At 54.6% G+C, this 26414-nt stretch carries 27 protein-coding genes and 1 pseudogene; 2 read left to right on the forward strand and 26 right to left on the reverse strand.

All coding sequences use genetic code 11. From position 1 onward, the window contains the following. The 26 genes and pseudogenes from eutB to eutH form a co-directional block, all read right to left on the reverse strand. A partial coding sequence (gene eutB, locus Q1Q75_RS12955; protein ID WP_300671275.1) for an ethanolamine ammonia-lyase subunit EutB occupies positions 1-738 on the reverse strand: 738 nt, incomplete at its 3' end. 208 nt (positions 739-946) lie between these two features. Then, complete coding sequence (locus Q1Q75_RS12960; protein ID WP_300671278.1) at positions 947-2206, reverse strand: hypothetical protein; 1260 nt, start codon at positions 2204-2206, stop codon at positions 947-949. Between the two features lie 215 nt (positions 2207-2421). Further along, a complete protein-coding gene (locus Q1Q75_RS12965) occupies positions 2422-2973 on the reverse strand; it encodes a BMC domain-containing protein (protein WP_300671281.1) in 552 nt (183 codons plus the stop codon). Between the two features lie 72 nt (positions 2974-3045). After that, positions 3046-4377: a 4Fe-4S dicluster domain-containing protein gene (locus Q1Q75_RS12970; RefSeq protein ID WP_300671285.1), complete on the reverse strand. Its 1332-nt coding sequence runs from the start codon at positions 4375-4377 to the stop codon at positions 3046-3048. 29 nt (positions 4378-4406) lie between these two features. Beyond that, complete coding sequence (locus Q1Q75_RS12975; protein ID WP_300671287.1) at positions 4407-5516, reverse strand: 1-propanol dehydrogenase PduQ; 1110 nt, start codon at positions 5514-5516, stop codon at positions 4407-4409. Between the two features lie 17 nt (positions 5517-5533). After that, a complete protein-coding gene (locus Q1Q75_RS12980; protein ID WP_300671290.1) occupies positions 5534-5986 on the reverse strand; it encodes a cupin domain-containing protein in 453 nt (150 codons plus the stop codon). A gap of 343 nt (positions 5987-6329) precedes the next feature. Continuing rightward, positions 6330-6608, reverse strand: coding sequence for an ethanolamine utilization microcompartment protein EutM (gene eutM, locus Q1Q75_RS12985; RefSeq protein ID WP_300671292.1), 279 nt, complete (start codon positions 6606-6608; stop codon positions 6330-6332). A 119-nt stretch (positions 6609-6727) separates the two neighbouring features. Then, on the reverse strand, positions 6728-7006 hold the full coding sequence (locus Q1Q75_RS12990) for a hypothetical protein (RefSeq protein ID WP_300671295.1): 279 nt from the start codon (positions 7004-7006) through the stop codon (positions 6728-6730). Between the two features lie 41 nt (positions 7007-7047). Next, entirely contained in the window at positions 7048-7593 is a 546-nt protein-coding gene (locus Q1Q75_RS12995; RefSeq protein WP_300671298.1) for a BMC domain-containing protein, read from the reverse strand. Positions 7594-7596: 3 nt separating this feature from the next. After that, positions 7597-7872, reverse strand: coding sequence for a EutN/CcmL family microcompartment protein (locus Q1Q75_RS13000; protein ID WP_300671301.1), 276 nt, complete (start codon positions 7870-7872; stop codon positions 7597-7599). A gap of 57 nt (positions 7873-7929) precedes the next feature. Next, positions 7930-8520: a hypothetical protein gene (locus tag Q1Q75_RS13005; protein ID WP_300671304.1), complete on the reverse strand. Its 591-nt coding sequence runs from the start codon at positions 8518-8520 to the stop codon at positions 7930-7932. Beyond that, positions 8510-9361 carry an ethanolamine utilization protein EutJ gene (eutJ, locus tag Q1Q75_RS13010; RefSeq protein WP_300671306.1) on the reverse strand — a complete coding sequence of 284 codons (852 nt, stop codon included), beginning with the start codon at positions 9359-9361 and terminating at the stop codon, positions 8510-8512. The genes Q1Q75_RS13005 and eutJ overlap by 11 nt, the downstream gene beginning before the upstream one ends. Before the next feature lies 1 nt (position 9362). After that, entirely contained in the window at positions 9363-10043 is a 681-nt protein-coding gene (locus tag Q1Q75_RS13015) for a phosphate propanoyltransferase (protein WP_300671309.1), read from the reverse strand. Between the two features lie 8 nt (positions 10044-10051). Beyond that, complete coding sequence (locus tag Q1Q75_RS13020) at positions 10052-10810, reverse strand: hypothetical protein (protein WP_300671312.1); 759 nt, start codon at positions 10808-10810, stop codon at positions 10052-10054. A gap of 6 nt (positions 10811-10816) precedes the next feature. Next, entirely contained in the window at positions 10817-11101 is a 285-nt protein-coding gene (locus Q1Q75_RS13025) for a BMC domain-containing protein (protein ID WP_300671315.1), read from the reverse strand. 144 nt (positions 11102-11245) lie between these two features. Further along, entirely contained in the window at positions 11246-12688 is a 1443-nt protein-coding gene (locus tag Q1Q75_RS13030; protein WP_300671318.1) for an acetaldehyde dehydrogenase (acetylating), read from the reverse strand. Between the two features lie 391 nt (positions 12689-13079). Next, positions 13080-13328, reverse strand: a pseudogene (locus Q1Q75_RS22620) (BMC domain-containing protein); the annotation flags it as partial. Positions 13329-13343: 15 nt separating this feature from the next. Then, positions 13344-13997, reverse strand: a complete 654-nt coding sequence (gene eutL / locus Q1Q75_RS13040) for an ethanolamine utilization microcompartment protein EutL (RefSeq protein WP_300671323.1) — start codon at positions 13995-13997, stop codon at positions 13344-13346. A gap of 24 nt (positions 13998-14021) precedes the next feature. Continuing rightward, entirely contained in the window at positions 14022-14897 is an 876-nt protein-coding gene (eutC, locus tag Q1Q75_RS13045; RefSeq protein ID WP_300671326.1) for an ethanolamine ammonia-lyase subunit EutC, read from the reverse strand. A 15-nt stretch (positions 14898-14912) separates the two neighbouring features. Further along, positions 14913-16277, reverse strand: coding sequence for an ethanolamine ammonia-lyase subunit EutB (locus Q1Q75_RS13050; RefSeq protein ID WP_300671330.1), 1365 nt, complete (start codon positions 16275-16277; stop codon positions 14913-14915). A gap of 807 nt (positions 16278-17084) precedes the next feature. Continuing rightward, on the reverse strand, positions 17085-18515 hold the full coding sequence (gene eutA / locus Q1Q75_RS13055; RefSeq protein ID WP_300671332.1) for an ethanolamine ammonia-lyase reactivating factor EutA: 1431 nt from the start codon (positions 18513-18515) through the stop codon (positions 17085-17087). A 187-nt stretch (positions 18516-18702) separates the two neighbouring features. Continuing rightward, entirely contained in the window at positions 18703-20166 is a 1464-nt protein-coding gene (locus tag Q1Q75_RS13060) for a histidine kinase N-terminal domain-containing protein (RefSeq protein ID WP_300671335.1), read from the reverse strand. Positions 20167-20195: 29 nt separating this feature from the next. Further along, positions 20196-20765, reverse strand: coding sequence for a response regulator (locus Q1Q75_RS13065; RefSeq protein WP_300671338.1), 570 nt, complete (start codon positions 20763-20765; stop codon positions 20196-20198). 53 nt (positions 20766-20818) lie between these two features. After that, on the reverse strand, positions 20819-21259 hold the full coding sequence (gene eutP / locus Q1Q75_RS13070; protein WP_300671340.1) for a EutP/PduV family microcompartment system protein: 441 nt from the start codon (positions 21257-21259) through the stop codon (positions 20819-20821). Positions 21260-21262: 3 nt separating this feature from the next. Beyond that, the gene (locus Q1Q75_RS13075; RefSeq protein WP_300671343.1) at positions 21263-21622 is read right to left on the reverse strand and encodes a BMC domain-containing protein; all 360 of its coding nucleotides are present in this window, start codon (positions 21620-21622) and stop codon (positions 21263-21265) included. Positions 21623-22300: 678 nt separating this feature from the next. Next, positions 22301-23533 carry an ethanolamine utilization protein EutH gene (gene eutH / locus Q1Q75_RS13080; protein WP_300671345.1) on the reverse strand — a complete coding sequence of 411 codons (1233 nt, stop codon included), beginning with the start codon at positions 23531-23533 and terminating at the stop codon, positions 22301-22303. A 579-nt stretch (positions 23534-24112) separates the two neighbouring features. Between eutH and Q1Q75_RS13085 the strand changes: the two genes are divergently transcribed. Then, positions 24113-24790: a carbohydrate-binding family 9-like protein gene (locus Q1Q75_RS13085; protein WP_300671348.1), complete on the forward strand. Its 678-nt coding sequence runs from the start codon at positions 24113-24115 to the stop codon at positions 24788-24790. Positions 24791-25018: 228 nt separating this feature from the next. After that, a complete protein-coding gene (locus tag Q1Q75_RS13090) occupies positions 25019-26410 on the forward strand; it encodes a sigma-54 dependent transcriptional regulator (protein ID WP_300671351.1) in 1392 nt (463 codons plus the stop codon). Positions 26411-26414 lie beyond the last annotated feature (4 nt).

Raw genomic sequence — 26414 nt, forward strand, 5'->3', positions numbered from 1 at the left:
ACTCTGGAACATCAGATCGAGGGGTACCCCTTTTTCCAGGGCCTGCATCTGGGTGGTGACATGGGCCAGGACCACACACTGGGTGGGAACCTCGTACAGTTCCCTGAAATCGCAGAGGGCGCCCATGACGCGCTGAAAATTCTCGACATTATCTTCCACGGGGTTCACACCAAAACAGGCATCCCCACAGCCAAAGGAGAGGCCCTCTTTGAGTGAGGATAAAATGCCTTCGATGCTGTCTGTGGGATGATTGGGCTGATTTCGATAGGAGACGGTACCGGGTAGGCCAATGGTGGTGTTGCAGTGAGCGGATATTTTGATCTTTTTTGCTGCGTAGACAAGGTCCATGGTAGACATCAGCTTGGCGGCGGCGGCGATCATCTCGCTGGTCAGGCCCCGGCTGAGGTTCAGGAGATCCCCCTGGCGACGGGTTTTGAGAATCGTCTCGCGCAGTTCGGCCACGCTCCAGTTTTTCACTTTCTCATACAAGGTGGTGTTCAAACCATCGTAGATGGCCCGGGTCACTTCGTCCCCCTCATAGGGGATCACCGGGTTTTCGTAAATATCTTTCAGCTGCAGATTAGCGAGGCAAAGCTTGGCAGCCACGCGCTCGGTTGCGGATTCAGCAGCGATACCGGCCAGGGCGTCGCCGGACTTTTCATTGTTGGCTTTCGCCAGGACGTCACGAACCGATGAAAAAGAAAAAATCTTGTCACCGATCTGGCTTCTTAAATTCACGTGCACACCTCCTTGCGTTTAACGGACGCATCCGCGTTGACTTACACTCACTCTCTCAAATTGAGGAAGATAGTTTCTTAGATTATCCTTTTATGCTAAAATTTATATCAATGTCGAAGGCCTCACCTGTGACCGCGGGCCTTCGACAGGTTCCTAAGGCGTACGCCCCGGATTCAGCCCCGGCGCGTGCGCTTTTCTTTTTTTTCAGTTAGAACTGAGACAGCTGTCCATTTTCTTTAAGGAAGTTCACCACCTTGGTGGGGGTCTTAAGGGCAGAAGCCTTGGGCGCGAGACGCTTGTTCAGATCTGCCTGGGTGGCAACAAAACCTGGAGATTTCTTGTAAAGCACAGGCTGAATCATCCAGTTCCCGGGCAGAGAATCGCCGATCTGCTCCACAAGCCCTTTCTGGTACCCCATGGACTCAAGACGGGTGATCCAGAGGCGGTTCTCGGCTCGATCCAGCATGGGCAGGTCGTTTGAGCTGTCGCCCCCGATAAGAAAGGGACGCTCTTTGGTGATATACTTGATAATGTTGGCCACTTTGCCGAAATATCCGGTGATGGGATAAACAACCTGGCTGGTCAATTCGTAGTTGGAGAGCTCTTCACGATCCAGATTCGCGTACTTGGCGTTGCTCTTCACAAGAAGCTGATCTTTGTAAAGTTTTCCGTCACGCTTGTCTTTCAGGAGAACGTTCACACCGATAACGTGATCGGGCGCAATGGCGATACCCTTACCGAACTTGGCCTCAAGGCGCTTGTTGAGGTTTTCGGCAACCATCCAGCGAACGGTCCAGATGTTGGAGGCAGAACAGACATACACGTCGTAACCATTTTTAAGCAGGGTGCCATAAAGTTCCACCATTTCGGGGTAGAAAAAGGGCATACGATACCCGTTGATCTTGGTCTCTTTCAGATCGGCAGCACCGGAATCCTGGCTGGCAATGTTGTTGCCGAAAGCCTTCTCACTGAAAGGGATAATCTGATCAGGGGTCATGCCAGCCATGATCTGAACGACCCAGGCGTAGCTGTTGGCGTAAGGAGTCTTCTCACCTTTCTGGTGCTTGGTAGCTGAGAGAAAATCTTCGTAGAACTCCGGGAGGCTCTCGACGGTATCGAGAGAAACCCTCTTGTCACCGAGGACAAAGGAGGGGGTGATATCACGGGAAACCTTCTCCAGTGAGAGCTGCCCGGCTTCCACCATGGCAGCGAAGGTGGCTTCGCCGATATCACGGCAGATGGAGGTGTTATCAAAGTCAAAGGCGGCCTTTTTGCCCTGGAAGGCATTTTCGGCAATGATTTTTTCCAATCTGGCTTTGACTGCAGGATTCCAGTTGCTCTCTTCAAGCTTGACCACGGGTGCCTTGGGGGTGGTCTCAACACCCGCCTTAACACCACATCCCGTCAGCAATGTTCCGCCGACGAACAGGGCTCCTACCATCCACGCCATACCTTTCTTGAACATCATACTTAAAACTCCTTTACGATTTAATATTACAGCAGACACACACCCATCCAAACAGGGTGCATGTTCATCAGATTCATCATTCTCGTACGTTCAGAGTTGTTGTATTTCAGTGAGCCTGAACCACGATACGGGCAGGCATCGAGGTTCAGGTTCACGGGGGAGCCAACGCTCCCCCATGATGCCGGCCGGGCAAAAGGAGACCCGGCCTGAGCGTCCTACATAAGCTGCGCCTTAAGATCATCGCTTGGAGAGGGGATGACCACGTGGTTGTAAACGGGTCCAGAATCGCCCACGCCCTCAACACCTGCGGCAACAGAGGCCTTTACGGAGCCCACATCGCCGGTCATGGTAACAAAGGATTTCCCCGCAAGTCCGGCGGCAAAACGGATCTCAATAAGGTCTACCTGGCCGGCCTTGGCAGCGGCGTCGGCGGCGACAATACAGGCCGCCACGGTATAGGTCTCGATGACACCCAGAGCATTAATCCGGGGCACAATGGTGACGCCAGAGAGGGCGGGCAGCACCATGGGATGGATGCTGGGGATAACAAACCAGTCGATGACCAGGTCGCTTCCCATCTCACGGCCTGCGGCCACGGAGCTTTTGACGGAGCCGGTGTCACCGGCCACCATCACCAGGTACCGTCCGGGACAGGTGGGACGGGCCATCACCAGGTCCACGGTGGCGGCCTTGCTCATCTCGTCTGCGACCTGAATGCCCAGGGCGATGCTGTTGAGTTCCACCACACCGATCGTTCTGTAATTCATACGCTTACCTCTTTATTTTCTAAAACCGGATCACCCGGCCTCTATCCATTTAAAAAGACGAACGGTGTCGCCCTACCCTCTTGAGATCCTCACCACGCCGCCCTCAACCGAGGTGACGATACCGTCAATACTGGCGTGGACCCGGGCTCCCAGGGCACCCTCGGGAATCTCGCCGATCAGGTCCCCTTTGGCCACACGGTCGCCCTCTTTCACCAGGCACTGGGCCGGAGCACCGATATGCTGGGAAAGTGGAATGGCGACACGTTCAGGCACGAAGGCCTCTTCGGGCATCCCTGGGTGGGTGTCGTACTTCAACACATCCAGGCGCTGCATCAATCGCTTGGTGGGCACGTAGCGGACATCGCGCATGGGATGGTTGGTCGGTTCTTCACCGGTGCCCTCCCAACGAATGCCCTCTTTCATGAGCTCTTTCTTGATGAGCATGTTCACTTCACGAGGTGAAATCCCCATGGGGCAGGCGAATTTTTCGCAAATACCGCACTCACAACAAAGGAGGGCTTCCCTGCGCGCTCTGGGATCCTGCACCAAAGCGGAGAGGGACCGCATCAGCTTATGGGGGTGAATGGAGTGCCCCAAAAGATTTCGCGGACAGAGCTCGGTGCAGTGGGTGCACTGGCAGCAGACGGTGCCGGTAATGCGCTTGAGGGCTTCCGGGTCCTTGATCTTGCCCTTGACCACGTTATGCTCGGGGTCCAGAACAATGAGGCCACTGGTGACTTTGGTAACGGACTGATTCGTGTCGGGAAGCACGCGCCCCATCATGGGCCCGCCGTCCACCACCCGATACTCGGGAATTTTCGAACCGCCGGCAAAGTCGAGAAGATCGGAGACGATGGTGCCCACGGGAACCTTGACCACCATATCCCGGCCCACTTCCCCTGTGACCGTCACGTAACGCTCGGTCAGCGGAACCTCTTTCATGGCATGGGCCACGTTGTAGAGGGACTCCACGTTGCTCACCACCACACCGACCTGAAGAGGAATCCCGGCCTCGGGCACGGTGCGACCGGTGACCTCACGGACGAGGACCTGCTCATCCCCTGCGGGATAAAAATCCCGCAGCTCAAAGACTTCAAGGCGACCGGTGATGTCTTTGGCCACGGCGGCTTTCACCGACTCCATGGCATGGGCATGCTTGCCCTTGAGGCAGATCACGCCCCGCTTGGCGCCCGTGGCATCGAGGACAGTGTTGAGCCCCTCCACGAGAACATCCACCTCGTGCTCCATGATGTAGGGATCACTCATGAGCAGGGGCTCACAGGAGGCACCGTTCACCAGAACGGTGTCCACCTCGGCATTGATCTTGACATGCGTCGGGAACCCGGCGCCGCCGGCGCCTACCACGCCGGCCTGTTTTACCTTCTCTACAATCTGATCTTTCATATGAAATTCCAATGGTTGATCTTGCCTTATTAATACGCTTTTCGAAGCAACTGCCGAAGGTCCCTCAGGGAAGGACGCCGCGGGTTGGTTCCGGTGCAGGCATCATCCATGGCATGCCGGGCCATGGTCTCAAGAGAGTCCTGAAAGTCGCCCTCATTGATCCCCAAGCCACTGATCCTGTTGGGGATATCCATCTGGCTGTTGAGCCATCGCACCGCTTCGATCAAACTCTCGTTGCCCTGTTCCACGGTCTCACAGGGGAGCCCGAGTTTCCTGGCGATGGTTCGATATCGATCCCGCACGTCAAAGCTGTTAAAGCGGATAACGTAGGGAAGGATCACGGCATTGGCTTTGCCATGGGGGATATGAAACAGCCCGCCCAGGGTGTGGGCGATGCTGTGGGTCACACCGAGGCCGCTGTTGTTGAAGGCCATCCCCGCCATGCAGGAGGCCAGAAGCATATTCTGGCGCGCCTCCATGTCATCCCCGTTGCGATAACACCGGAGAAGATACCGGAATACATACTTGATGGCGTGCACAGCGTAGAGGTCGGTGAAGGCGTTGGCTGGAGTCGAGACAAAAGCCTCCAGGGCATGAGAAAGGACATCCATCCCGGTGGCAGCGGTCACCGACGGAGGCACAGACCGGGTAAAGCGCGCGTCCAGCACCGCCATGTCCGGAACAATGAGATCATCCATGAGGGGAATCTTCATCTGCTGCTCGGTGTCGGTGATCACGGTGACCGCGGTCACTTCAGAGCCGGTGCCGCTGGTGGTGGGAACGACCACCAGCTGGGGCTTGCCCTTGGAAGGGTCGGCTTTGTAGGCGAAATACATAATCGCCTTGGCCGCATCAATGGACGAGCCACCCCCTAAGGCAATGATCAAATCCGCGCCATCGGCCAGAAAATTGACCGTGCCTTTTATTACCGTTTCAAGGGAAGGATCCGGCTCCACCTTATCGTAAACGCTGCTGCTGATGTTTGCACGTTCCAGCCCACTGATAATGCGGTCGGCAAACCCTATCTTCACCATAAAGGGATCGGTGACGATAAAGGCGTGCCGCCCCGTCAATTTCTCCAAGGTGTTGATGGCATTTTCGCCGTAGCAAATCTGGGTGCGTCCGTTAAATTGGGTCACGGTCAAACTCCTTAAGCTTACTGCTCTTCCCAGTTGGCGGGATAGGTAACGTACATGAACCGTGCGTACTCAGGCACACTGAAAGCGATGGAGGTGTCTTTGGGAATAAAGATGATATCCCCTTTATTTCCAACGATCTTGCGGCCGTCGATAACAATCTCCAGGGTGCCGTCGATGATGTAATCCACTTCATCGTACTTCAGCGTCCAATCAAAGGAGGTGGTCTTCATCTCCATAACGCCGCATCCAAGACGGGGGCTCTCGTCAAGTGTGACGATATCCGAAAGCAGAACCTGGTCGCCGGCTTTGCCGGTATCAAAAGGAGCGGGCTTCACGGTGCTGGTTTTCACACAGAGAACGCCGCTTTTTTTATCCACGACCTTCTCAAATGCCGGAGTATTCGCTCCGCCCAACTGCTCAGACACAACTTTTCGAATCAGCTCTTCAAGGACTTTTTCGTTAATATCCATTTTGAACTCCTTTTCCGCCTCAGCGGTCCACTCAAAGTGAATGATTTTCCACTTTTGGTTGGCATATTTTCAGGGGGTGCGGTCTTTCGTTCCCCTTTGCTTGTCTGGAGAGAGGGATAAACACGTTTAATAAAACTTGTTCTTGGTTCTTCGTTCTTCGTTCAAGGTATTCGCTTCGCTCATGGCCAAATTTGTAAACGTCGAAGCATATGAACTCATCACTCTTCTTTTTTGTGACGGAGCGCAGCGACTCCTCAACCAAGCACCAAGAACGAATGCTTATCGCCCTCTCCAGGCAAACAAAGGCGGCGGCACACACAACCTGTGCCGCCACCCGAAAAGCTTAGGCTTCCTTCTTTTTGGGAAGAATCAGCTCCACTTCTGAGTGAGGACGGGGAATCACATGAACGCTGATGAGCTCACCCACACGGTCGGCAGCGGCGGCGCCTGCATCGGTGGCTGCCTTGACGGCGCCTACGTCACCACGAACCATAACCGTTACAAGACCAGACCCGACCTGCTCACGGCCCACCAGTTCAACGTTGGCTGCTTTGACCATGGCGTCCGCTGCTTCGATGGCGCCTACAAGACCTTTGGTTTCAACCATTCCAAGTGCTTTCATATTCTCTCCTCCTTAAAAAATAGGTATTTTCTGCTGTTAAATTATGATGCCTGCATCAGCATGACGCTGAAAATATCTTGCGAAGGGGACCACCCCCCTATCCGCAAGAACCATTTCAATTATGCGTTTTCCTTGATTATCTCAACGACCTTGCCACTAACCGCCTTCACCTGTGCTTCATCGGTGATGCCATACTCTTTTTTCAAGAGTGCAGCGACGGTGGCTTCAAGCTGATCTTCTTCCGATCTCTCCGGCTTCGCCCCATAGACTATGGTCACGCCTTTGTTCCGTAAAAAATCTTTGGCGCCGGGGGTAAGGATAATCGAGCCATCCATGTAGAAGTTACCGCCACAGACGAGCGTTTCCACGTCCTTTTCGCTCACAAGTTTCTTTGCCATAATTTACCTCGTTATTTTTGCGATCCGCCCGTAAACTTAAGCTACGAACGCCTCACCAACGCGTTGACGACCGAGGAGTCGGGCGAGGGAATCACCACTGCCTCCACAAGGTCTTTTCCAAGGGTCTCTCTTGCCGCGGCAATCGACTCCTCCACGGAGGCCACATCACCCGTCATCACAAAATAGGATTTCCCGTTGATACCGTTTCCCGTCACAATCCTCGCAAGGAAGGCGGTGGATCGTTTAACGGCTTGATCGGCCGCTGCGACCCCCGAGGAGGCCGTCCGGCACTCCACCACGCCGATGGCGCCGTGGCCGGAGACAGAAAGGCTTCGTTTCAGGGCCTCGACCACCTCGGGCGAGATGCCCCCGATGGTATAACTTCCCGCCAGGGCATACCCAGCCTCTTCGGCAGCTTTGACCGAGGTGGCCACAGATTCACGATCGCCCGAAACATAAATCATAAAGCGCCCGGAGCAGATGGTTCCCGCCTTCACCAGGGTCACCCCGGCAGCTTTCACCATAATATCGGCCAGAACGGCCCCTGCCGCGATGCTTCTGCTCTCTATGAGTCCCAGCGAATCCATGCTCTATACCCCTTCCTGAACCTCGACCTCATCGATAATTCCGACGATGGTGGCGTCCACAGGTGCATCGGTAATGTGCCCTGCGTTTCGGGCAGAACTTCCGGTGGCCACCAAAACGCGATCCCCGATGCCTGCACCAATAAAATCAACGGCTACCAGACTATCAAGTTCCTCATTGGTGCTGGCGTCCAGACGCCTGACCACCATCAATTTCATTCCGGTCAGGCCCTCTTCCTTCCGAGTGGCCCATACATTTCCGATCACTTTGCCAACGATCATCTTCGTCGCCTCATTGTCTTGGGTTTGGGTCGAGCCTCAAAAAGGCCCTTTCCCGAGTTATCCCCGGATAATAGTCAGTCCAAGGTCTCTGGCGCTCTCCACGGCAAGGGGCGTCACCTGAGCGTCACGGGGGAGCAGTAACTCACGCGCCCCTTTCTGCTTGGCTGCGGCCACATCCGCGTCCGTCACGAGGAGTTTCCGAAGTCTGACGGCCTCACGCTGGGTCGTATCAAACGCTTTAAGGCCAAAGGAAGCCAGAGCCGCCTCCTGTCCCTCAAAAAGACGCATCAACCCTTCAGGGGCTGTCTGATCGTACCGCTTGTAGTCAAACTCCATCACCTCCACCTCCTGACCGGCGAGGAGAGCCGCAAGGACGATCTCCATCAAGGGTCCGTCGGCCTTGCCTGCGGCCATATCGGCCATATGACGGATGGAGAGAAAAGGGACAATGCGGCGTATTTTTGCCTCAGAGCCCGGGTCCTCATCGGGATAGAGAAAGGTGTGCTCCTTGCCCAGCCGTTTTTGGGCGGCCTGGCATTTCGGACAGGTTCTATCGCCGATGATCAGCACACGAGGGGTTTCCCCCTGTCCGTTGACCTGCTTGAGGACTTCGGCTGCAATGGCTTTTACCAGTGCTTCAACATCCATGGTTCATCTCCTGTTCGCCTTGAAGCGCAGAGCTCAGGGCAATGCCCATGGGGGTCACCAGAAAAGGATTGGCCGGCTTGTGTACGGGGATCCCGAGCTCATTTTCGAACACAGTCTCCATGCCGGTCAGGCAGCAGGTGCCGCCCACGAGATAGACAGAGGATATATTCCGTCCCTCAATATGCCCTTTCACGATGGTGGCCATCTTCTGGATCACGGGACGGACCGCGGCAAAAATCTCTTTATGCCGGGAGTTATCCTTCTTGATCGCCTCGGCCTCTTCAAAGCTCACCTTGTAGGCGCCCGAGAGAACGAGAGAGAGATGGGTTCCGCCCGTGGCTTCATCGGCCACGTAGACCACCTTACCCTCCTCAATCACGGAGAGGCCGGTGGTTCCGCCGCCGATGTCCACGATGACACCATTTTGAACCCCGAGGACGGCGTTGGCCGCCGTGGGCTCGTCCAGCAGGTTGGTCACTTCCATCCCCGCGCCTTCCACCACATAGCCGTGGGTCTTGCAGTCCGACTCCCCGGTCCCCGGAGGAACCGCAATGGCGGCCTTCTCCAGTTCCCGTCCGAGACGTTCCTCCAGCTGGGCTTTCAGGCGTTTGACCACCCGCATGGCCCCGATGTAATCCACCACGAGGCCATCTTTGATGACCTGGGCGAACTCCATGGCACAGGCCACAGGCTCCCGTTTGCTGTTCATCACCACCAGAACGATATAGGCCGTTCCAAGGTCCACGCCCACGAGCAGTTCTTCCGTGGGTGAGACCTCCCGTGTGGTTTCTATGCACGTTTCAAGATCGGCGATAATCCGATCAACGGATGAAAAGTCCAAATCACGCCTCCTGGGTCACGCCCACAATCCGGCCACGGGCGTTTTTGCCCAGACCGCAGCTGTTGGCTTCGTCAAAGTCGATGTGCATGGCCAGTTTAAAGTTGGGGTTTACCCGGACAACGACATCCTTGAACACCGCAGGACGGGTCCCGTCCATATGGACATCCACTTTCTGGTTGTCGAAAACACCGAACGTCGCTGCGTCAGCCGGAGACATGTGGATATGACGAGCGGCCACGATGACCCCTTCTTCCAGGCCGGCCAGACCGCTGCCCGAGGTGAGGACGATGCCGGGGGTGCCAGCCACGTCACCGGACTGACGGACCGGAACTTTCATCCCTAAAATCCGTGCGTCGGTAAGGGACAGTTCCACCTGGCTCTTGGGCCGGGACGGCCCCAGAATCGCCACGTTATCGATGACACCGCTGGGACCGATCAGCCGAACCCGCTCCTTGCAGAGGTACTGTCCCGGCTGGGAAAGTTCCTTTACATGGGTCAGGGGCGCACCGAAGAGTTCCTTAATGTCCTCGTCACACAGATGGACATGACGACCGGAGAGTTCTACGGGGAGGGACTCATCACAGGTCTTCTTCTCCGAAAAGCCCTTCCCGGAAGCCCCTTCAGGGGTCCCCATCTGAGCCATGACCTTCTTGATAATATCTTCTACAATTCTCTGATCCATCTGATCTCCTACTTGTAAATACCGCCCTTGTCCTTGAGCATCATGATGTACAATGCGCTGCTCATACGATTCAGGGCCTGGACGATGTCGGGTTTGTCCAGCTGAAAAGCTTCTTTCAGTGCACTGACCGCCGACACTTCCATTTCCCGGACCAGGGCCCTCAGACGGTTGAGTCCGAGGATCAGCTCACCCATGTCATACGTGGGGAGCAGGTGACCAATTCCAAAATACTTCTTCGGGTTGTGTGAATGAGCCCTTAACTCCGCATCGGACAAACCGATAATGGGCTTTTCCGGAACGGGCGTGTCCAGGACATCACGCCGCATAATATCCCGAGTCCACTCGAGGATCTCTGAAAGATCCGTCACCAGGGCTTTTTTTCCAGCCTCATGCGCTTTGGCCTGCAGAAGAAGAATCTCCCCCTGGCAGGTGTCGAGGCGACCTCTGAAAACGATACGCGGGTGATCCTTGGGGACCAGCCGGTTGCCGGTGAGCTGGGTCATATGCTCAGGCTTTGTTTCATAGAAACCGCCGTCGATGGCCGACACATATTTCGGGCCGGCCACCTTCTCCGCCTCTGATTTCTTCGGGGCGGTCTCGGGCTGTGAAGAGCATGGCTCTTGGGCGCCCCTGACGACCTTAACCCCCTTCTCACCGAGAAGCTGGGATGCGGAGGGGGTCAGAATCTGACCCTCCTCCAGCCTGAAAGTCTCAGGAACGTCCTTTCTGAAGAGATCCCTCAGATAGGATTCCGATATGACTTTCATGGTTTATTATCCTTCAAGCTTGGGAAGAATCAGTTCGACTTCGCCATGGGGACGGGGAATCACGTGAACACTGATCAACTCACCCACACGGTCAGCGGCTGCGGCACCGGCATCTGTAGCAGCCTTAACAGCGCCCACATCACCACGTACCATCACGGTGACGAGACCGGCACCCACCTGGCTGCGACCGATCAGGGTCACGTTTGCGGCCTTAACCATGGAATCCGCTGCTTCCACTGCACCTACAAGACCACGTGTTTCAATCATTCCAAGAGCGTTCTGTGAACTCATGTTTTTTCTCCTCATGTTATCGTATTAAAATCGTTCGCTTTAAAAACCTGCCCCTGTACAGAGCAATTTGCTTGCCAATTCCTTTGAGAAACCGGCCACAACGGCAGGTTTCAAAGCCCCTCACGGGGCAAATCTCATGTTTATTTAAACAGTTCCACTCATTTTCTTGAGCTGTTCTATAATCATGTTTGTCACCGCCTGCACGTCGAGATTCTCGACCGGAGCAGAACCGGTGGTCGCAGCCGCATCGTCCAGGCCGTAGGCAATGCGCCGAATGTTGAAAAGCTGCTGGGGGCCCACGTTCTCGGAGGTGGCGCTGCCGCCCACGGTCCCGCACCCAAGGGTGAGGGAGGGAGCCATGTTGGTGGTGAGTCCCACGGCACCCTGGGTGGTCGGGGTGTTGACCAGGCAGCGGGAAACAGGCTTCTTCATGGCAAACTCACGAATCACGGTCTCGTTATTGGAGTGGATGCCGATGGAGTGACCGAGGCCGCCGTTCTTCAGGAGCTTGTAGCAAATCTCGCAGGCTTCCTGCCAGTCGTTGACCACATAAAAGCCCAGCAGGGCTGTGAGCTTCTCTTTGGAGAAGGGGAATTTGGGACCTACGCCCGGCTCGTCGCAGAGCAGCATGGTGGTGCCCGCAGGAATCTCGATCCCGGCTACCTTTGCGATATCCGCAGCGGAACGCCCGACGATGTTTGGATTCATGGCACCGTTGGGACGTTCCATGACACGTTTGACCTTGGCAAGCTTCTCGCCTTCGAGGAAGTAACCGCCCTGAGCGATGACACTGGCCTTGACCTTATCGGCGATGCAGGCTTCCGTCACGATGGACTGCTCGGAGGCACAAACAGTTCCATTGTCAAAGGTTTTCGAGGAAAAGATCTTCTGAACCGCGACATCCACATCGGCGCTTCGCTCGATAAAGGCAGGCACGTTGCCGGAGCCCACGCCAAGGGCGGGAGTTCCTGAGCTGTAAGCCGCCTTCACCATGGCGTTGCCGCCGGTGGCAACGATGATATCGGCGATCTTCATCAACTCATCGGTCCCCTGCATGGTGGGAACGCTGATGACACCCACCAGATCTTCAGAAAAATCCATGGCTTTCAGGACCCCTTTGATCATGTTGACGGTGGCGGTAATACACTTCACCGCGCTAGGGTGGGGGCTGAAGACAATGGCGTTGGCACTTTTAAGCGAGATAATAGCCTTATAAAGGGTGGTGCTCGTGGGGTTGGTGGAAGGAATTAGACCCGCGACCACGCCCATGGGCGCAGCAATTTCAACGATTTTTCTTTCACTGTCCTCGTTGATGATCCCTACGGTTTTGGTGCCTTTGTAGTAGTTGACCAATTTTTCAGAGGCGAGGATGTTTTTCTGTTTCTTGTCCTCCCATTTACCAAAACCGGTCTCTTCACTGGCCATCTTGCCCAAGGTTTCGGCCATCTCGACGCCCACCTTGGCAATAGCCTCCACAAGGGCGTCTACACGTTCCTGACCCGCATTTTGAAGCTCAGGCTGAACAGCGCGTGCTGCGCGAACCAAGGCCCGTGTTTCCTGAATTGAGAGCAAATCCTTATCTACCATCTTACGTCCTCTCTTACTTCTCTAATGTCTTCATATATTGAGCAAACGCCTCAAGAAGATCTTTCTTCTTGGCATATTTAATCTCACCCCTCGCAATGGAGAAGGTGGGAAGCTGCCGGGCGAGACGCCTCAATTTGGTCACTTTCAACTTTTTAAGATCTGCCAGGTCGAAGCTCAGCGGTTCACTGCCAGAGTCAGAAGTAAATGAAGCTTCTGATGTCTTGACGGAAGCCTCGGAGCAAGGAGCCTCCTCACAAACCGGGAGGGGGGCTGACGCCATCACAGGCTCCAACATCTGGCCTGCCGGCTTGTTGGCGGAACCGGATCGATGGGGAAAGCACCGGGGGCACTTTCCCTCTTCGATCAGAATCCCTTCAAGACCTTCGGCGGTCCGAGCAATCACGGTAATCGAGCAAACCTCACCCAGGCGAGTCGCCGCTGCGCTGGCAGCATCCACAGAGGCCTTGACAGCGGACACATCGCCTGTGAACAGAATGGAGACGAGTCCCCCGCCCACAGCCTGTAAGCCGAGAATGGTGACATCGGCGGTTTTCACCGCCACATCCCCTGCTTCCACGGCCGGGACGAGACCCATGGTCTCGATCAATCCTAAAGCCTTGCCGTTCACCTTATCGTTCATTGGGACCTCCCGTGATTAATACTTCAGAGGATTCTCAGCCACCTGAAGAACGGCATCAGCAAAGGCATCGCAGGCTGCCTTGCAGGCAGACTGGGAACCGGTCAGCAGGCCCCCGCCGAAGTTGGTCTCGGAAGGAGGACCGAAAAACTCTACCATCTTCACGTCGGCAGCCTTCAGGGCTGCATCCAGAGCGTAGACCGCCTCAATGGGAGGAGCGATCAGGTAGGCCATGGCCTCTCCCTCGGGGATACTGCCCAGCCCGGAGAGAAAAGACCCGGTTCGGGAGACGCAGTGGGCGTAGTAGGGGATGGAATCATCGTCGTTGGCGCTGTAGAAACAGGCGTCATTTTCGATAAACTCGATGGCTGCGTTGATGCCGCTTTTTACCTCTGCGGGATCAGGGCCGGAGAGAATGCCGATAAATTCACCGGCAAGCTTGGTGCTGGCATTACCGGCGCCCCCGTAAAAGCTCTTGGCATAAGCCACCTTGACATCGGCCTTTTTGGTGGCTTCGTCGATGGCGGTGTACCCCACATCATCGCAGTCGGTGGTGATCATGCCGATGCTTCGGTGCCCTTCGGGCAGTTCGAGGCGCTTGATCAGGTCCGAATCCACGTTGGGGATCATCTTAACGCTGAGGACGGTTGTGCGAAGTGCATCACCTTTCATGTGTTCAAGTCTCCTGGCTCTTCGTTAAATTTGAAGGTCGATGCCGCTTGCTTTCTGCTCGAGCATCTTCTTGACGATATCCGCAATCTGAGCTCCAGCTTCCACGGCAGGAGTTCCGCCCTTGTGAATATTGGAGATGATGGTGCGCTTGGACTCAGAGATGCCTTCATGGCAGTTGTAAACCATATAAGCACTCATGGACTCGCCCGTGGCGAGACCGGGACGCTCGCCCACGAGGGCGACGGTAATCTCAGGTTTCAGCACCTCAGAGGCGCTGTCCATGGAGGGAACGCGTGCGTAACGAATAAAGAACGGTTTCCCCGCATCGATCCCCAGGTTTTTCAAGCCCTGAAGTGCCGCTTCCATGGTGTCCTTGGCGTTGGTCTCAATGGCGGTGGAGCTGAGGCCATCGATCACCACAAACTGAACCGTGGGTGTTCCCTTGCACGCAGCCTTCACCGTCTCGATGCTCGCCGCGTCAAGCTTACGTCCAAGGTCAGGCCGGGTGAGAAACTCATCCTTGTCGGCACACATGGTTTTCATATCCAGCAAGCCCCAATCCTTGATAAAATCGGGACAAACGTTGTTGAAAACAGCGTCCTGAGCCACGGCATGGTCAGCACGAAAACGCAGGGAGGAACCGGTAAGATACCGGGGGCCAGCGCGCCAGATGCCGATACGGGCAGGGGTGGTCGCCTTCATCTTGAGATACGCATCGCGGTTGTGAGGTTCCGGCACGAGAAGCTGTTTTCTCAAATCGATGGCTGCGAGATCACATCCTTCTGCGCAATCCGGGGTCACCGCCTCAGCCACAGCGGCGGCAGCCGGAGCGGCAATCTCTCCGCCCATGCTGGAGAGCACCTCTGCAATGATATTCTTGATCTTGTTTTCTGAAATCACGTCGATTCTCCTTGGCTATCGAATGAATAAAGATGCGTCGCCAGCCCTGCGGGTCATCTTACCGTTTTCCCAGAGGCCCATCTTTTCAAGCCAGGCTTCAAACTCAGGGACAGGGCGCAGGCCCATGAGTTCACGCAAGGTGGGAACTTCATGGTAACCGGGGCACTGGTAGTTGAGCATGATGTCATCACCCTGAGGAACGGAGATGAGATAGTTCACCCCGGCCGTGCAAAGGAGCATGCCAAGGTTCTCGACGTCGTTCTGGTCTGCCTTCATGTGGTTGGTGTAACAGGCATCAACACCCATGGAGATACCGGAGAGCTTGCCCATGAAGTGATCTTCAAGGGCTGCACGGGTCACCTGCTTGCTGTCATAAAGGTACTCGGGACCGATGAAGCCAACCACGGTGTTCACCATGAAGGGCTTGTAGTGCCTGGCCAGACCATAACAACGGGCTTCCATGGTCAGCTGATCGACACCGTGATGGGCGCCGGAAGAGAGCTCGGAGCCCTGACCGGTTTCAAAATACATCACGTTGGGTCCCTCAGAGGTCCCCTCTTTGCGCATCAGATCTTCGGCTTCGGAGAGAAGCGCCACCGAAACACCAAAATCTTCGTTGCCCTTCTGAGAACCTGCAATGGACTGGAAGATCATGTCACAGGGGGCGCCTTTTCGAATCGCGTCCATCTGAGTGGTGATGTGAGCCAGCACGCAGTTCTGGGTAGGGATCTCATACTCGTCCATGATCTCGCGGAACATGGTGAGGATAGAGATGCAGGAGTCGGTGGTGTCATTGACCGGGTTGAGACCGATGACCGCATCGCCGGACCCGTAAGACAACCCTTCCAGAGTCGAGATACGAATGCCGTCGGGATCGTCGGTGGTGTGGTTGGGCTGCAGACGCCAGGCCAGGGTCCCGGGAAGGCCGATGGTGGTGTTGCAGTGGGCGGTGATGGTGATCTTCTTGGCACCGTAAACCAGGTCCAGGTTACTCATGAGCTTGGTGACGGCTGCGATCATCTCGGAGGTCAGCCCGCGGGAGGCCCGGAGGAGATCAGCGCCGGTGGTTTCATTTGCCAGAATCCATTCACGAAGTTCAGCCACGGTCCAGTTCTTCATGGCCCCGTAGATTTTTTCGTTGAGGTCATCCTGGATAAGCCGGGTGACTTCATCATCTTCATAAGGAACCGCAGGGTTGTTCCGGATGTCGGCAAGGGTGATATTGCTCAGAATCTCCTTGGCGGCAACCATTTGAGTCACAGACTCGGCAGCCACTCCGGCAAGCCGGTCACCCGACTTCTCCTCGTTGGCTTTGGCCATGACATCGTAGAGATCCTTGAACTCATAGACGGACCCGAAAAGGGTTGTTTTCAATCTCATGTTTACGTCCTTATCGTAAGTAGAGTAAAACGCTGCGTCGATCTCTCCTGCGCACGCCACAATATGGCGAAAACACAGTGTGCGGGATCATGCCTGATGGACATGGAAGAAACCCATGCACCGGGTGTTTCGTTGGAGTAAGGGAACAAAGCACACCTTTTTTCAGGGTGCGGCCCAGGTTCATCGGGCAAATTGGAGTTTGCGGGTCCCACCCGTCAAGATCTGCCCGTTCCCTATACATGACGCAGAAACGTAAAACACCCATGCTGCATAGCGCATCCTCAGCTCGATGCCGGATGAAATCCGACAAAATTTCAGGTGGGGTTGAATCAACATTGAACCAATCACCCCCCTGATTACGAACCTTGTGAAAGCCGAAAAATCGAAGCTTTCACCCTGATGCACTTCTCCCGAACACCTTTGTAAGGGAATCCGCTTGAGTCGGTTCCTCCCCGTCAATCATTGCCGGAAAGGAAAACCGTATCTTCTTCTTTCATTATTTAAAGGAGCACCTCAGGTGCCCTCGTGTAACCCGTTGAAATAAAATTCTAACCCGGATATTTCATGAAAAACAATCAGGGCTAAGGAATCATTCGTAATGACAGTTCTTTGCAGTCATATTTTCAGTCGTTTCAAAAATGCAAAATGTAATCTACAGTATTCGGTTCGATTTTCTCACCCTTCGGGCGAGCCGGGTGCACTCATCTGCCGCGTTATCAGAGCCTTGAGGTAAACCACTACATCTTCAGCTCTGATGCCTTGCATATGAGCGCACCCAACTCGTGAAATATCCGGGCTAAGGTTCATTCAATAACTGAAGAGCAATGTCTTCACGATCACGGGGACCACATTGCCCCCGGCAAGCTCGCGGCCGATATCGATATAGTCTCCATTTTCAACCTTCACCGTATCGATACAGATGACATCCTTCCGACCTTGAAGCTTGGCTTGGAGCGTCTGCCCCAGGGCCTTCGCCAGATCATTTTCCACCACCACGGTCAGCGGAGCATCTTCCTCCAGGACGGCTTCCATGCCGGCAAGGAGGCTCTCGGCCAGACGATGCAGAGCCTGAAAGCCGATGTCCAATGGCCCCTTGAAGGCCAGGGCGGGCATCTGTTTCTCTCCTTCCTGGAGCTTGTACCAGGCCACCTTTTCACGGATCACCTCGCTCCACTGTTCAAAAGGAAGGGCTTCATCCTCGCAGGAGAGCTTCAACACGGGAACGTTCTGAATGGGAAGAGAGGTCCCGGAGACAAAAATGGTGCTGCCGCTGATGTCGGTGGTATGGGATCCGGCCCCCACGACGGTGGCGCCGATGGTTTCAACCGGTGTCAGCACCGAAATGGCCTCGCCAATCAACGAGTGGGAGATCGCCTGCCCCAAAAGAAGACCGATATCCCCGTACAAAAAGGGATCGCAGGCGATGTCCTCGGAAACGCAATCGGCCACGCCGCCGGAAATAGTTATGTAATCGATGGTGTAATCGCGCCTCAGGTCTTTATCCGTACAGATCAGGCCCAGGTCGTCGGTGGCGGGTCGAATCCCGACCACCTCTTCCAGGAGCTCGCCCATGCGCATGGCGATCTTGGTCAGAAACCCTCGATCCACCGGCTGTCCCACCGTAACGGGGATGCGGTTGGATTCGGCCAGTTTCATTATTTTATCGGAGATATAGGTTATTTTCCCTTCCTCTACCTTGATGAGGCGACCTCCGATATCGAGGCAGCTGGTGTCCAGCACCTCCCCATTGTCGAACACGGCGATGTTGGTGGTCCCGCCGCCGATGTCGAGGTTGGCCACCACCGCGCCACGTTTCTTGGATTCGCCGGACGCGTTGGCCCCTTTACCGGCGATGATCCCCTCAAGGGCAGGACCGGCCGTGGCCACCACAAACTCACCGGCAAAATGGCTGAGCGCTTTTTGAACCTCGGCGGCGTTCTCTTTCCGGGCGGTCTCGCCGGTAATGATGACCGCCCCGGTCTGGACCTGATCTGGAACGACCCCTGCTTTTTCGTACTCTTCCTTCACGATGAGGCGGACCTTCTCCCCATCGATTTCGGTGGCGGATTTTAAGGGGGTAAAGTGAATCTCACTTCGGTAGATAACCTCCTTATCAGCGATCTTAATACGCGGCACGGAGATCATCGAGGCCGTGTTTTCAATGGTGATCCGGCTAAAAACCAACTGAGTGGTAGACGTTCCGATATCAATGCCGACACTTAAGATGCTCTCTTTCATGGATAAACTCCGCTCCGTAAAATCCTGACCCGTTCCTGTGTACCGAAAACAAAAAAAGCCTGAAGATCTCCGCAGATAGTCGCGGGGTTCTTCAGGCTTCGTCGCCTTTTGGTGTCTCCACCCCATTGTGGAGACTTCAATTTATCATATCTATCTTGCCGGAGACTCCGGCATGACCTGTTCTCTTTTAATCCGTCTGAGGCAACACGGGATATTCCGTGGGAACCTCGCTGGTGGCCTCATCCAGGGGGAAGTCAAAAAACACCTTGGTGCCCCCTTCGCCCGACTCGGTGGTCAGGGTGCCGTGGAGCTTGTCTTTCACGATGATATTCACAATCCGTGTCCCCAAGGCCCCTTCTCGAACCTGGCTCACATCAAAACCCACCCCGTCATCGGTGATCACAATACTGCCGTAGCTGGACGCCTTTCCGATTTCCACATAAATTCGGCCCTTGTCCCGTCCCTTGAAGGCATGCTTCAAGCTGTTCTGGATCACCTCGTTGGCCACCAGGGCGATGGAGGTCGCCGTATCGGAGTTGCACATAAAGGTGTCTCCCTGGGTAAAGACCTGGACCTCTTTGCCACCCACCATGGAGTAGTCCACGATGCTGCTCTTAATGCGCTGGAGCATGGTGAGAAGGTCCACGTCATCCACCCCGTTCTGGGCGAGAATTTCATGGGTGGCCGCGATGCTCAGCACGCGGCTGATGCTCTCACTGAAGGCCGTCTTTGCCGAGGCGTCGTCCACACGTCGAGACTGCAGCCGAAGGAGGCTGGCAATGGTCTGCAGGTTGTTCTTCACCCGATGGTGAATCTCCCTGATCGCGACAGACTTGAGAATCAACTCCTTCTCTTGGGCTTTCACATCTGTCTCATCCCTTATTAACATGACCACTCCCGATACGTTGAAATCCCGATTCTGCATGACAGCGTATTTGATGTTCAGCACCAGGCTGCCCACCTTCACTTCGTTATGACTCAGTTGTCTCTTTTCAAGGATATCCTGATAAAGCACCTGATCCAGGACCATGTTGGAAAAATGAATCCCCTCAAGCTTATCGAGATACCCGAGTTTTCTAAAAATCGCTTCCGCAACCGGGTTGACGTAGGTCGAGACCCCGGTTTCATTAAACATCACAATGCCGTCGCTGTCGTGATAGGGCAAGGAAGGGGCCCCGGCCCTTGAGGTCATCAGCGCTTCCATCAGCTGCTCGGTGGTCCGGGAAAGAACCGACAGATTGTTCCGGGTTTTCACATGATCGGTGACATCTTTTTCGGCAATGAGCACCCCGATAACCCGACCTTCATCATTCTTAATGGGGGAGACGTTCTGACGAACATTTTTGTTCTCCTGGGTCACGGCCCACATGTCCGTCGTGGGCATCCCCACCTCCAGGGTTCTGAGCACCGCAGGCTCCTTGCTCCGATACGCCATCTCTCCCACAACCGATCCCGCATAGAGTGAATCCCGGCTGTTGGGTTTGGCTTGAGCCACCACCACGGCCTCGTCCGGATCACGCGTAATGCAATCAATAAAGATATCCGCTCCGGTGCAGTCGGCGATAATGCTGAGGTTCTCCGCCACAGATGTGAGCTTTGCAATATCCTTGACCGTCAAATCATTGTATTTGCGGCATAGTTCTTCGATCATGTGAATCCCCGTTGATTCCTGTATAGAAGTTATCCGTTCAGCACGATAACCTTGGCGATCTCTTTCATAGAGCACCGCTTGTCCATACTCAGCTTTCGAATCCTGTTGTACGCCATCTCTTCACTGATTTTGTACGTCTTCATCATGATACCCTTGGCGCGCTCCACCAGCTTTCGGCCTTCAAGCTGGCCCTGGGCCTTCTGCTTGTCACTTTCAATCTGGGCAATTTCAGCGCCCTTGGCCACGGCAATCTCCACCATGGGCAACAAAGAGGCTTCTTTGATGGGCTTCACCACATACCCCATGACCCCGACTTCCTTGGCCTGATCCACAAACTCTTTGCCAGAGTAGGCGGTCAAAAGCAGGATGCCCCCTGCGGTGTCCTCATCCCGGATCATCCGAGACGCTTTAAGCCCATCCAAAAGCGGCATCTTAATGTCCATCAACACGAGATCCGGCTTGTGCTTGCGGCACATCTCCACCGCATCAAATCCATCGGAGGCCTCACCCAGCACCTCGTAGCCAGCCCCTTCGAGAATTTCCCGAATGTCCATCCGTGTGATGGGCTCGTCATCTGCTATGACAATTCTGTACCCCATGCCTTCTTACTCCTGATTCTTTCTATGAAACCGCCGAAAAAGGATCCCTTCCTTTAACGACCCGCCAGCATATCCTGAACGATATCAAGGCCGATGTTCGCCTTTGCGCTTACCCGGATAATGTCTTTGGCGCCTGCGTTTTTTAAAAACCGTTCCGCCCGGTCGACATTGCACCCTTCCACGTCCACTTTGGTGATGATTCCCACCACTTTCCGATTGAATATGGTGGCAAACTGCGGGGGAAACAGGCTGCTGATCCGTGTGGCGTCCTGTACCATGGCCACCACCTCACAATCCACTGAGGACGTGATCAAAGCCGGATAAAATCGCCTGTTCTCCAGGAACTCACCGGGTGTATCAATAAACCGGCCGCAAAACTCCACGGCCTGGGTTTTTCGTGTTGAAAACTCATCTCCGGAGAGCACGCGAATCAAGGTGGTTTTCCCCACACTGGACTCTCCTATGAGCATCATCTTCTTCATCTCGTCAGCCATGGGCTAAGACCGCGTCATTTCGACGGAGGCGTAGTGCAACGTCTCGTCAAAGTAATCAAGAACCCCCTTGAGGGACGACTCAACGCTGGCAACGTCCCCAATGAGAACCAGGGACCCCCCGAACCGATCCAGAAAACCGATCTCGACCCCCGCCGCCTTGGTGGCAATATCGGCGGCAATGATCACCCCTTCACTCGGCGTGATCGTCAGAATACCAATGGCGTCGCCCGTCTCATCATCCAGACCGAGCTTCATATAGATGCTTTGATGGGGGCTTGCAATCACATGGGCCAGCGTTACCTGTTTACCCGGCACATATTCTTGTATCACCCGTTGCTTCTGTTCTTTCGCGTCAACTATCACATCTACCCCCAAAAACAAAAAAAGCTTGACCCGGTAAGCCAGAAAAACTGGTCTTCTCCGAAGCAAGCATCATCGCTGTCGTTACACGCCGTTGTGTAAGAAAATAAGTTGTTTAGTGGTTATCATAATCGCCTTTAAATTGACAAGCCTTTTTTTCAACGCAGACAACCCCTTCCGATGTCCAATAACCCGAGAGCACACCTCGACAAGCCCCATAAAACCTTGAATTAACATGAAATCAGCCCTGACATTCTGTCGACCAAGCCGTAAGTCCATGCCGGGTTGTTCAGCAAAAAATCTGCCCAGAAAAGCCCATATACTAAATTCAGACAAGAAGGGACCATTCGATATGACATCAAAGGGTTAGTGTCTAAAGCCTATTGCAATTCACGTGCCACTATCTAAGGACATATTTTCCCCACCCCAGAGAGGCTTGCCCACCCTTTGCCCTCAAATCCAACAGAAGGGGGTGCACAAGCGCACCCTACCCTCTCATCGAGAGCCCCTGCGGACAGGCCATGGACAAAACCGTCACCGACGGTATCTCAAAAAAATGGCCGCGCAGAAACTGCGCGGCCATTCCAATTCGCGTCTTTTTGTCCACACGATGTAAACACATGTCTAAAAAAGACGGATCAATCATCACCCCATTAAGCAAAGAGCGATCAGAAGCCTTTATTATGCGGCAGCACGAGCTTCTTCGGTGACGCCATTTTCTTTCTCTTCCTTTTCAAGAGCCAGAGCGGCAGGCACAGAGAGAAGATATGCCAGACCAAAGCCTGCAGCGCCCCCCAGAAGCTTGCCAGACATAACCGGAAGAATCATGTTGGGCTGAAAGTTGGCGGTAAAGGAGAGATGATCGCCAAAGGTGAAGGCAGCACATACAGAGAAGGCCACACAAAGGACCTTGTCCTTGGGACGCATGTCAGCGATGAGTCGGAACATGGCAAGGATGTTGGCAGCAGCAGCAAGGATACCCGCGGCACCGGTACTCTCAAGGCCAACCATATGGCCAATTTTATCCATGGGACCGGCGGCGTACTTCTTGATCAGGTAAACCATGGGGAAGGCACCGCAAAGCATAATCCCGATGAAACCAGCAACCTCCAGAGCCCTGAAGTTATCCGCCTCATCAGCGATGATGGGATCGAAACCCCAGGCACCGAAAACAGAAGCAAAGAAACCGGTGAAGTATTCAACGATGGAGAAGACAAGGACCAGAGTCAGAGCGATGTTCATGCTGCGACCAAAGAAGAGGAACCCCTTGATCATGGTATTGGGAACCATCTTGAGACCAACGGCCAGACTCACACAGAAGATAGTCAGAGGCATCAGGTTCAGGAAGATCATCTTAAACGTGAGACCCAGAGCAAAGGCAGAATCAGCGTTGACTGAGATCATGCCACGAACCATCATATCGGACATAGAGATCATGCTGCAGGAGATGAACACACCGATGGGAATACTGAGGAGACCGGCCATTACGCCAAGAGCCATATATTTATGGTCTTTTTTGTCCAGCATGGTCAAGCCCACGGGAATGGAGAAGACGATGGTCGCACCGGACATATAACCGACAACCATGGCCATGATCCAGCCTTCACGAGACAGCGCCAAAACATCGGCAAGCTGATACCCGCCCATATCAACGGCGATGATGGTCGTGGCCGCAATCGCAGGGTCCGCGCCGATGGCGTTGAACATGGGGCCACAGACACTTTTTACAAAGGCAGAAAGATAGGGGCTTGCAGCCAGAATACCAGCGGTAGGGATAAAGATGGGCCCGATACTGTGCAGACCTTCAAGAAACTCCTGTCCGAGGGGACTTTCGTCGTCCTTGATGTATGAAAAGGCACCAAGAACAGCACAGATCATAATAATGTAAATAATGTATTGACCAATATTGCCCATGAGAAAAACTCCTAATTCTACTAAATTCAGTGGTGGATCGCCTACCTGTGCCACCCATAATCATCTGGGCAGGCTTCAAATGTGCGACCAAAAATTATCCTCGTTTTTGCTGTCGCCCGATAATTTTGGCCAAAAAAAAACTCGCAGACAGGGTATATTTCTCCCCGCAGCAAGCTTCATCGACTCATTTCAACAACACGCCTTTGTGCTGTCCTACTCCAATTTTTTAAATTCTTTACCACAGTCAAACTCACATTGACAAGAGACCATATTGAATAATTTTATTTTTTTAACAATGTTCATACGTGGTCCACTTATTGCATTACAAACTGCATCTCGGGGGATGCATTGAAATGTCTTATTCCCTTCGTGCAACCCCAGCCGTTTGCCCCCACCCGACCCACACAGTCCCTGCAACGCAAAAGGAAGACCGACGCCCCGGCGCAAGAATCACGCAACGCCGACCCGCCACTGCCTTTGCCTTTGCCTTTTTATAAGGTTTTCCAAGACAGCCCCCAACGGACCCGTTATGATACCCGCCAACCCCAAAATGCCCACACAACCCAGCCAAGGAGACGCATGACAATTCCTTCCACGACCATCCCTTACCTCCCCCATCGCCCTCAACACCCCCTGGACTGGAATGGATCAGAATGGAGCGCCGTCCCTTTTCTGACGCTTCCACACTTTCGCCCGGAAAGCAGCGACCACCGTCCCCCCACCCGGGTCAAATTAGCCTGTACCCCCGAGGGAATCTGCGGTCTGTTCGATGTCATCGACCGCTTCGTGCGCTGCACCCGAACCCACTTTCAAGACGAGGTCTACAAAGACAGCTGCGTGGAGTTCTTTATTCAGCCCAAAGCCGACTGCGGGTACTTCAATTTTGAATTCAACTGCGGCGGGGCACTACTGGCCTCTTACATCACCGACCCCACACGCACGGAAAAGGGCTTTGAAGCCTTCTCACCGCTCTCCTCGGCCCAGGGCGCTCTCGTTAAGAGCTTTCACTCTCTGCCGAGGGTTGTGGATCCCGAAAGGCAGATGCCGACCCCCTGGCTCCTTGGATTTTTCATGCCCTTTGCACTCCTTGAGTCCTTCGTCGGCCCCCTTGGCGAGATAAACCGTCAGCACTGGCGCGGCAACCTTTATAAATGTGCCGACGCATCCTCTCACCCCCACTGGGGATCCTGGGCACCGGTGGATGCGCTTAACTTTCACCGACCCCAATGCTTTGGAAGGCTTGACGTTGAGGCGTGAGATCCGCCGGACAACCAGCAAGTCAAGCAAAAGTTCCCTCAGCGCTACCCGCCGCAACCCATACCGCCGCAAGAAGATCCTCTTCTCTATCGACGTTCTGCCGCCATTGCAGCCGGCCAACGAAATCAATCGAGACTTGCCCCTTCCCCTGCAAATAAGATAAAAGTGCATTCGTTTATAACGCAATCTATGCTTTTTAGAATGAAAGGTATACGTATCCCAAAACTTATGGAACAGATCCTGATCGTTGATGATGACCCGGGTATATGCGAGTTTATGACGGACATCATATCCGCGATGGGGTATGGAGCTCAGTCGGCCCTGACGCTGAAAAAAGGGCTGGACATGGCCTACTCCACTCCCTGTGAAATAATCTTTTTGGATGTTCATATGCCCGACGGCAGCGGACTGACTGCCGTAACAAACTTCAGAAAGAGCCCCTCCTCTCCGGCAGTCATCATCCTGACAGGGGATGGGACCGCCGACGGTGCGGTCCAAGCCATCGAAAGCGGTGCCTGGGATTATATGGTCAAGCCTGCCACACCCGACGCCATCAGATGGGTGCTCAAACACGCCTTGGAGCTCCGTCAAGCAAGAGTGCCCTCCCCCTCATCGACCTCCTTCAAGCGAGAAAAAATCGCAGGAGACAGCCCGGAGCTCACCCAATGCCTGACGGTGGCAGCCGATGCTGCCGGAAACAATGCCAACATCTTAATCACCGGCGAAAGCGGGACAGGCAAAGAACTGTTTGCCCGGGCCATCCATCATAACAGCGACAGGGCAAAAAAGCCCTTTGTGGTTGTGGACTGCGCCGCTCTGCCTGCGCCCCTGGTGGAAAGCGTTCTATTTGGCCATCAAAAAGGAGCCTTCACCGGAGCCTCAGAAGCCCGGACGGGACTCATTCGGGAAGCGGACGGAGGAACACTTTTCCTCGATGAATTGGGAGAGCTCTCAGCCTCAAATCAAAAACGGTTTCTTCGGGTCCTTCAGGAACGACGCATTCGCCCCATCGGGGGCTGTCGAGAAGAGGCCGTCGACTTCCGACTCATTGCCGCCACCCACCGGAACATTGAGGCGATGGCCCACGAAGGCTCCTTCAGGGAGGATCTTCTCTTTCGCCTGCGCGGGCTCTCACTGGCCCTCCCCCCTTTAAGGATCCGTCACGGGGACACCCACATTATCGCCATGCGTGCCATCGAAACATGCTGCCACCGCTTCGGATTTTCAGACAAAGGGTTTTATCCCGAATTCCTGGAAGCCCTGATCCTCTACCCATGGCCCGGGAATGCGCGCGAGCTGATCGCTGCCATGGAAGCGGCCGTGATCAAGGCAAAATCAGACCCACTCCTGCACCCTATCCACCTGCCCCTCCATATCCGGGCGGAGTTGGCCCGTACGTCAGTGCTCAAGGGGTCAATACAGCCCGATATCGCTGAAAGGGGAAGAGAAGACGGGACGTCTCTTCCGGCTCATGCCCATCATATGAGCACCGCCGAACAAAAATACCTTCGAAGGGTTGCCACCGCCGCAGGCGGTAACATCCGGGAAATATGTCGAATCGCCAACCTTTCGCGAGCCCAGGTCTATCGGTTAATCAAAAAGCACGGCATTTCCATTTAAAACA

Origin of the sequence: Desulfoluna sp. (assembly GCF_030145185.1) — a bacterium.
Lineage (GTDB): Bacteria > Desulfobacterota > Desulfobacteria > Desulfobacterales > Desulfolunaceae > Desulfoluna.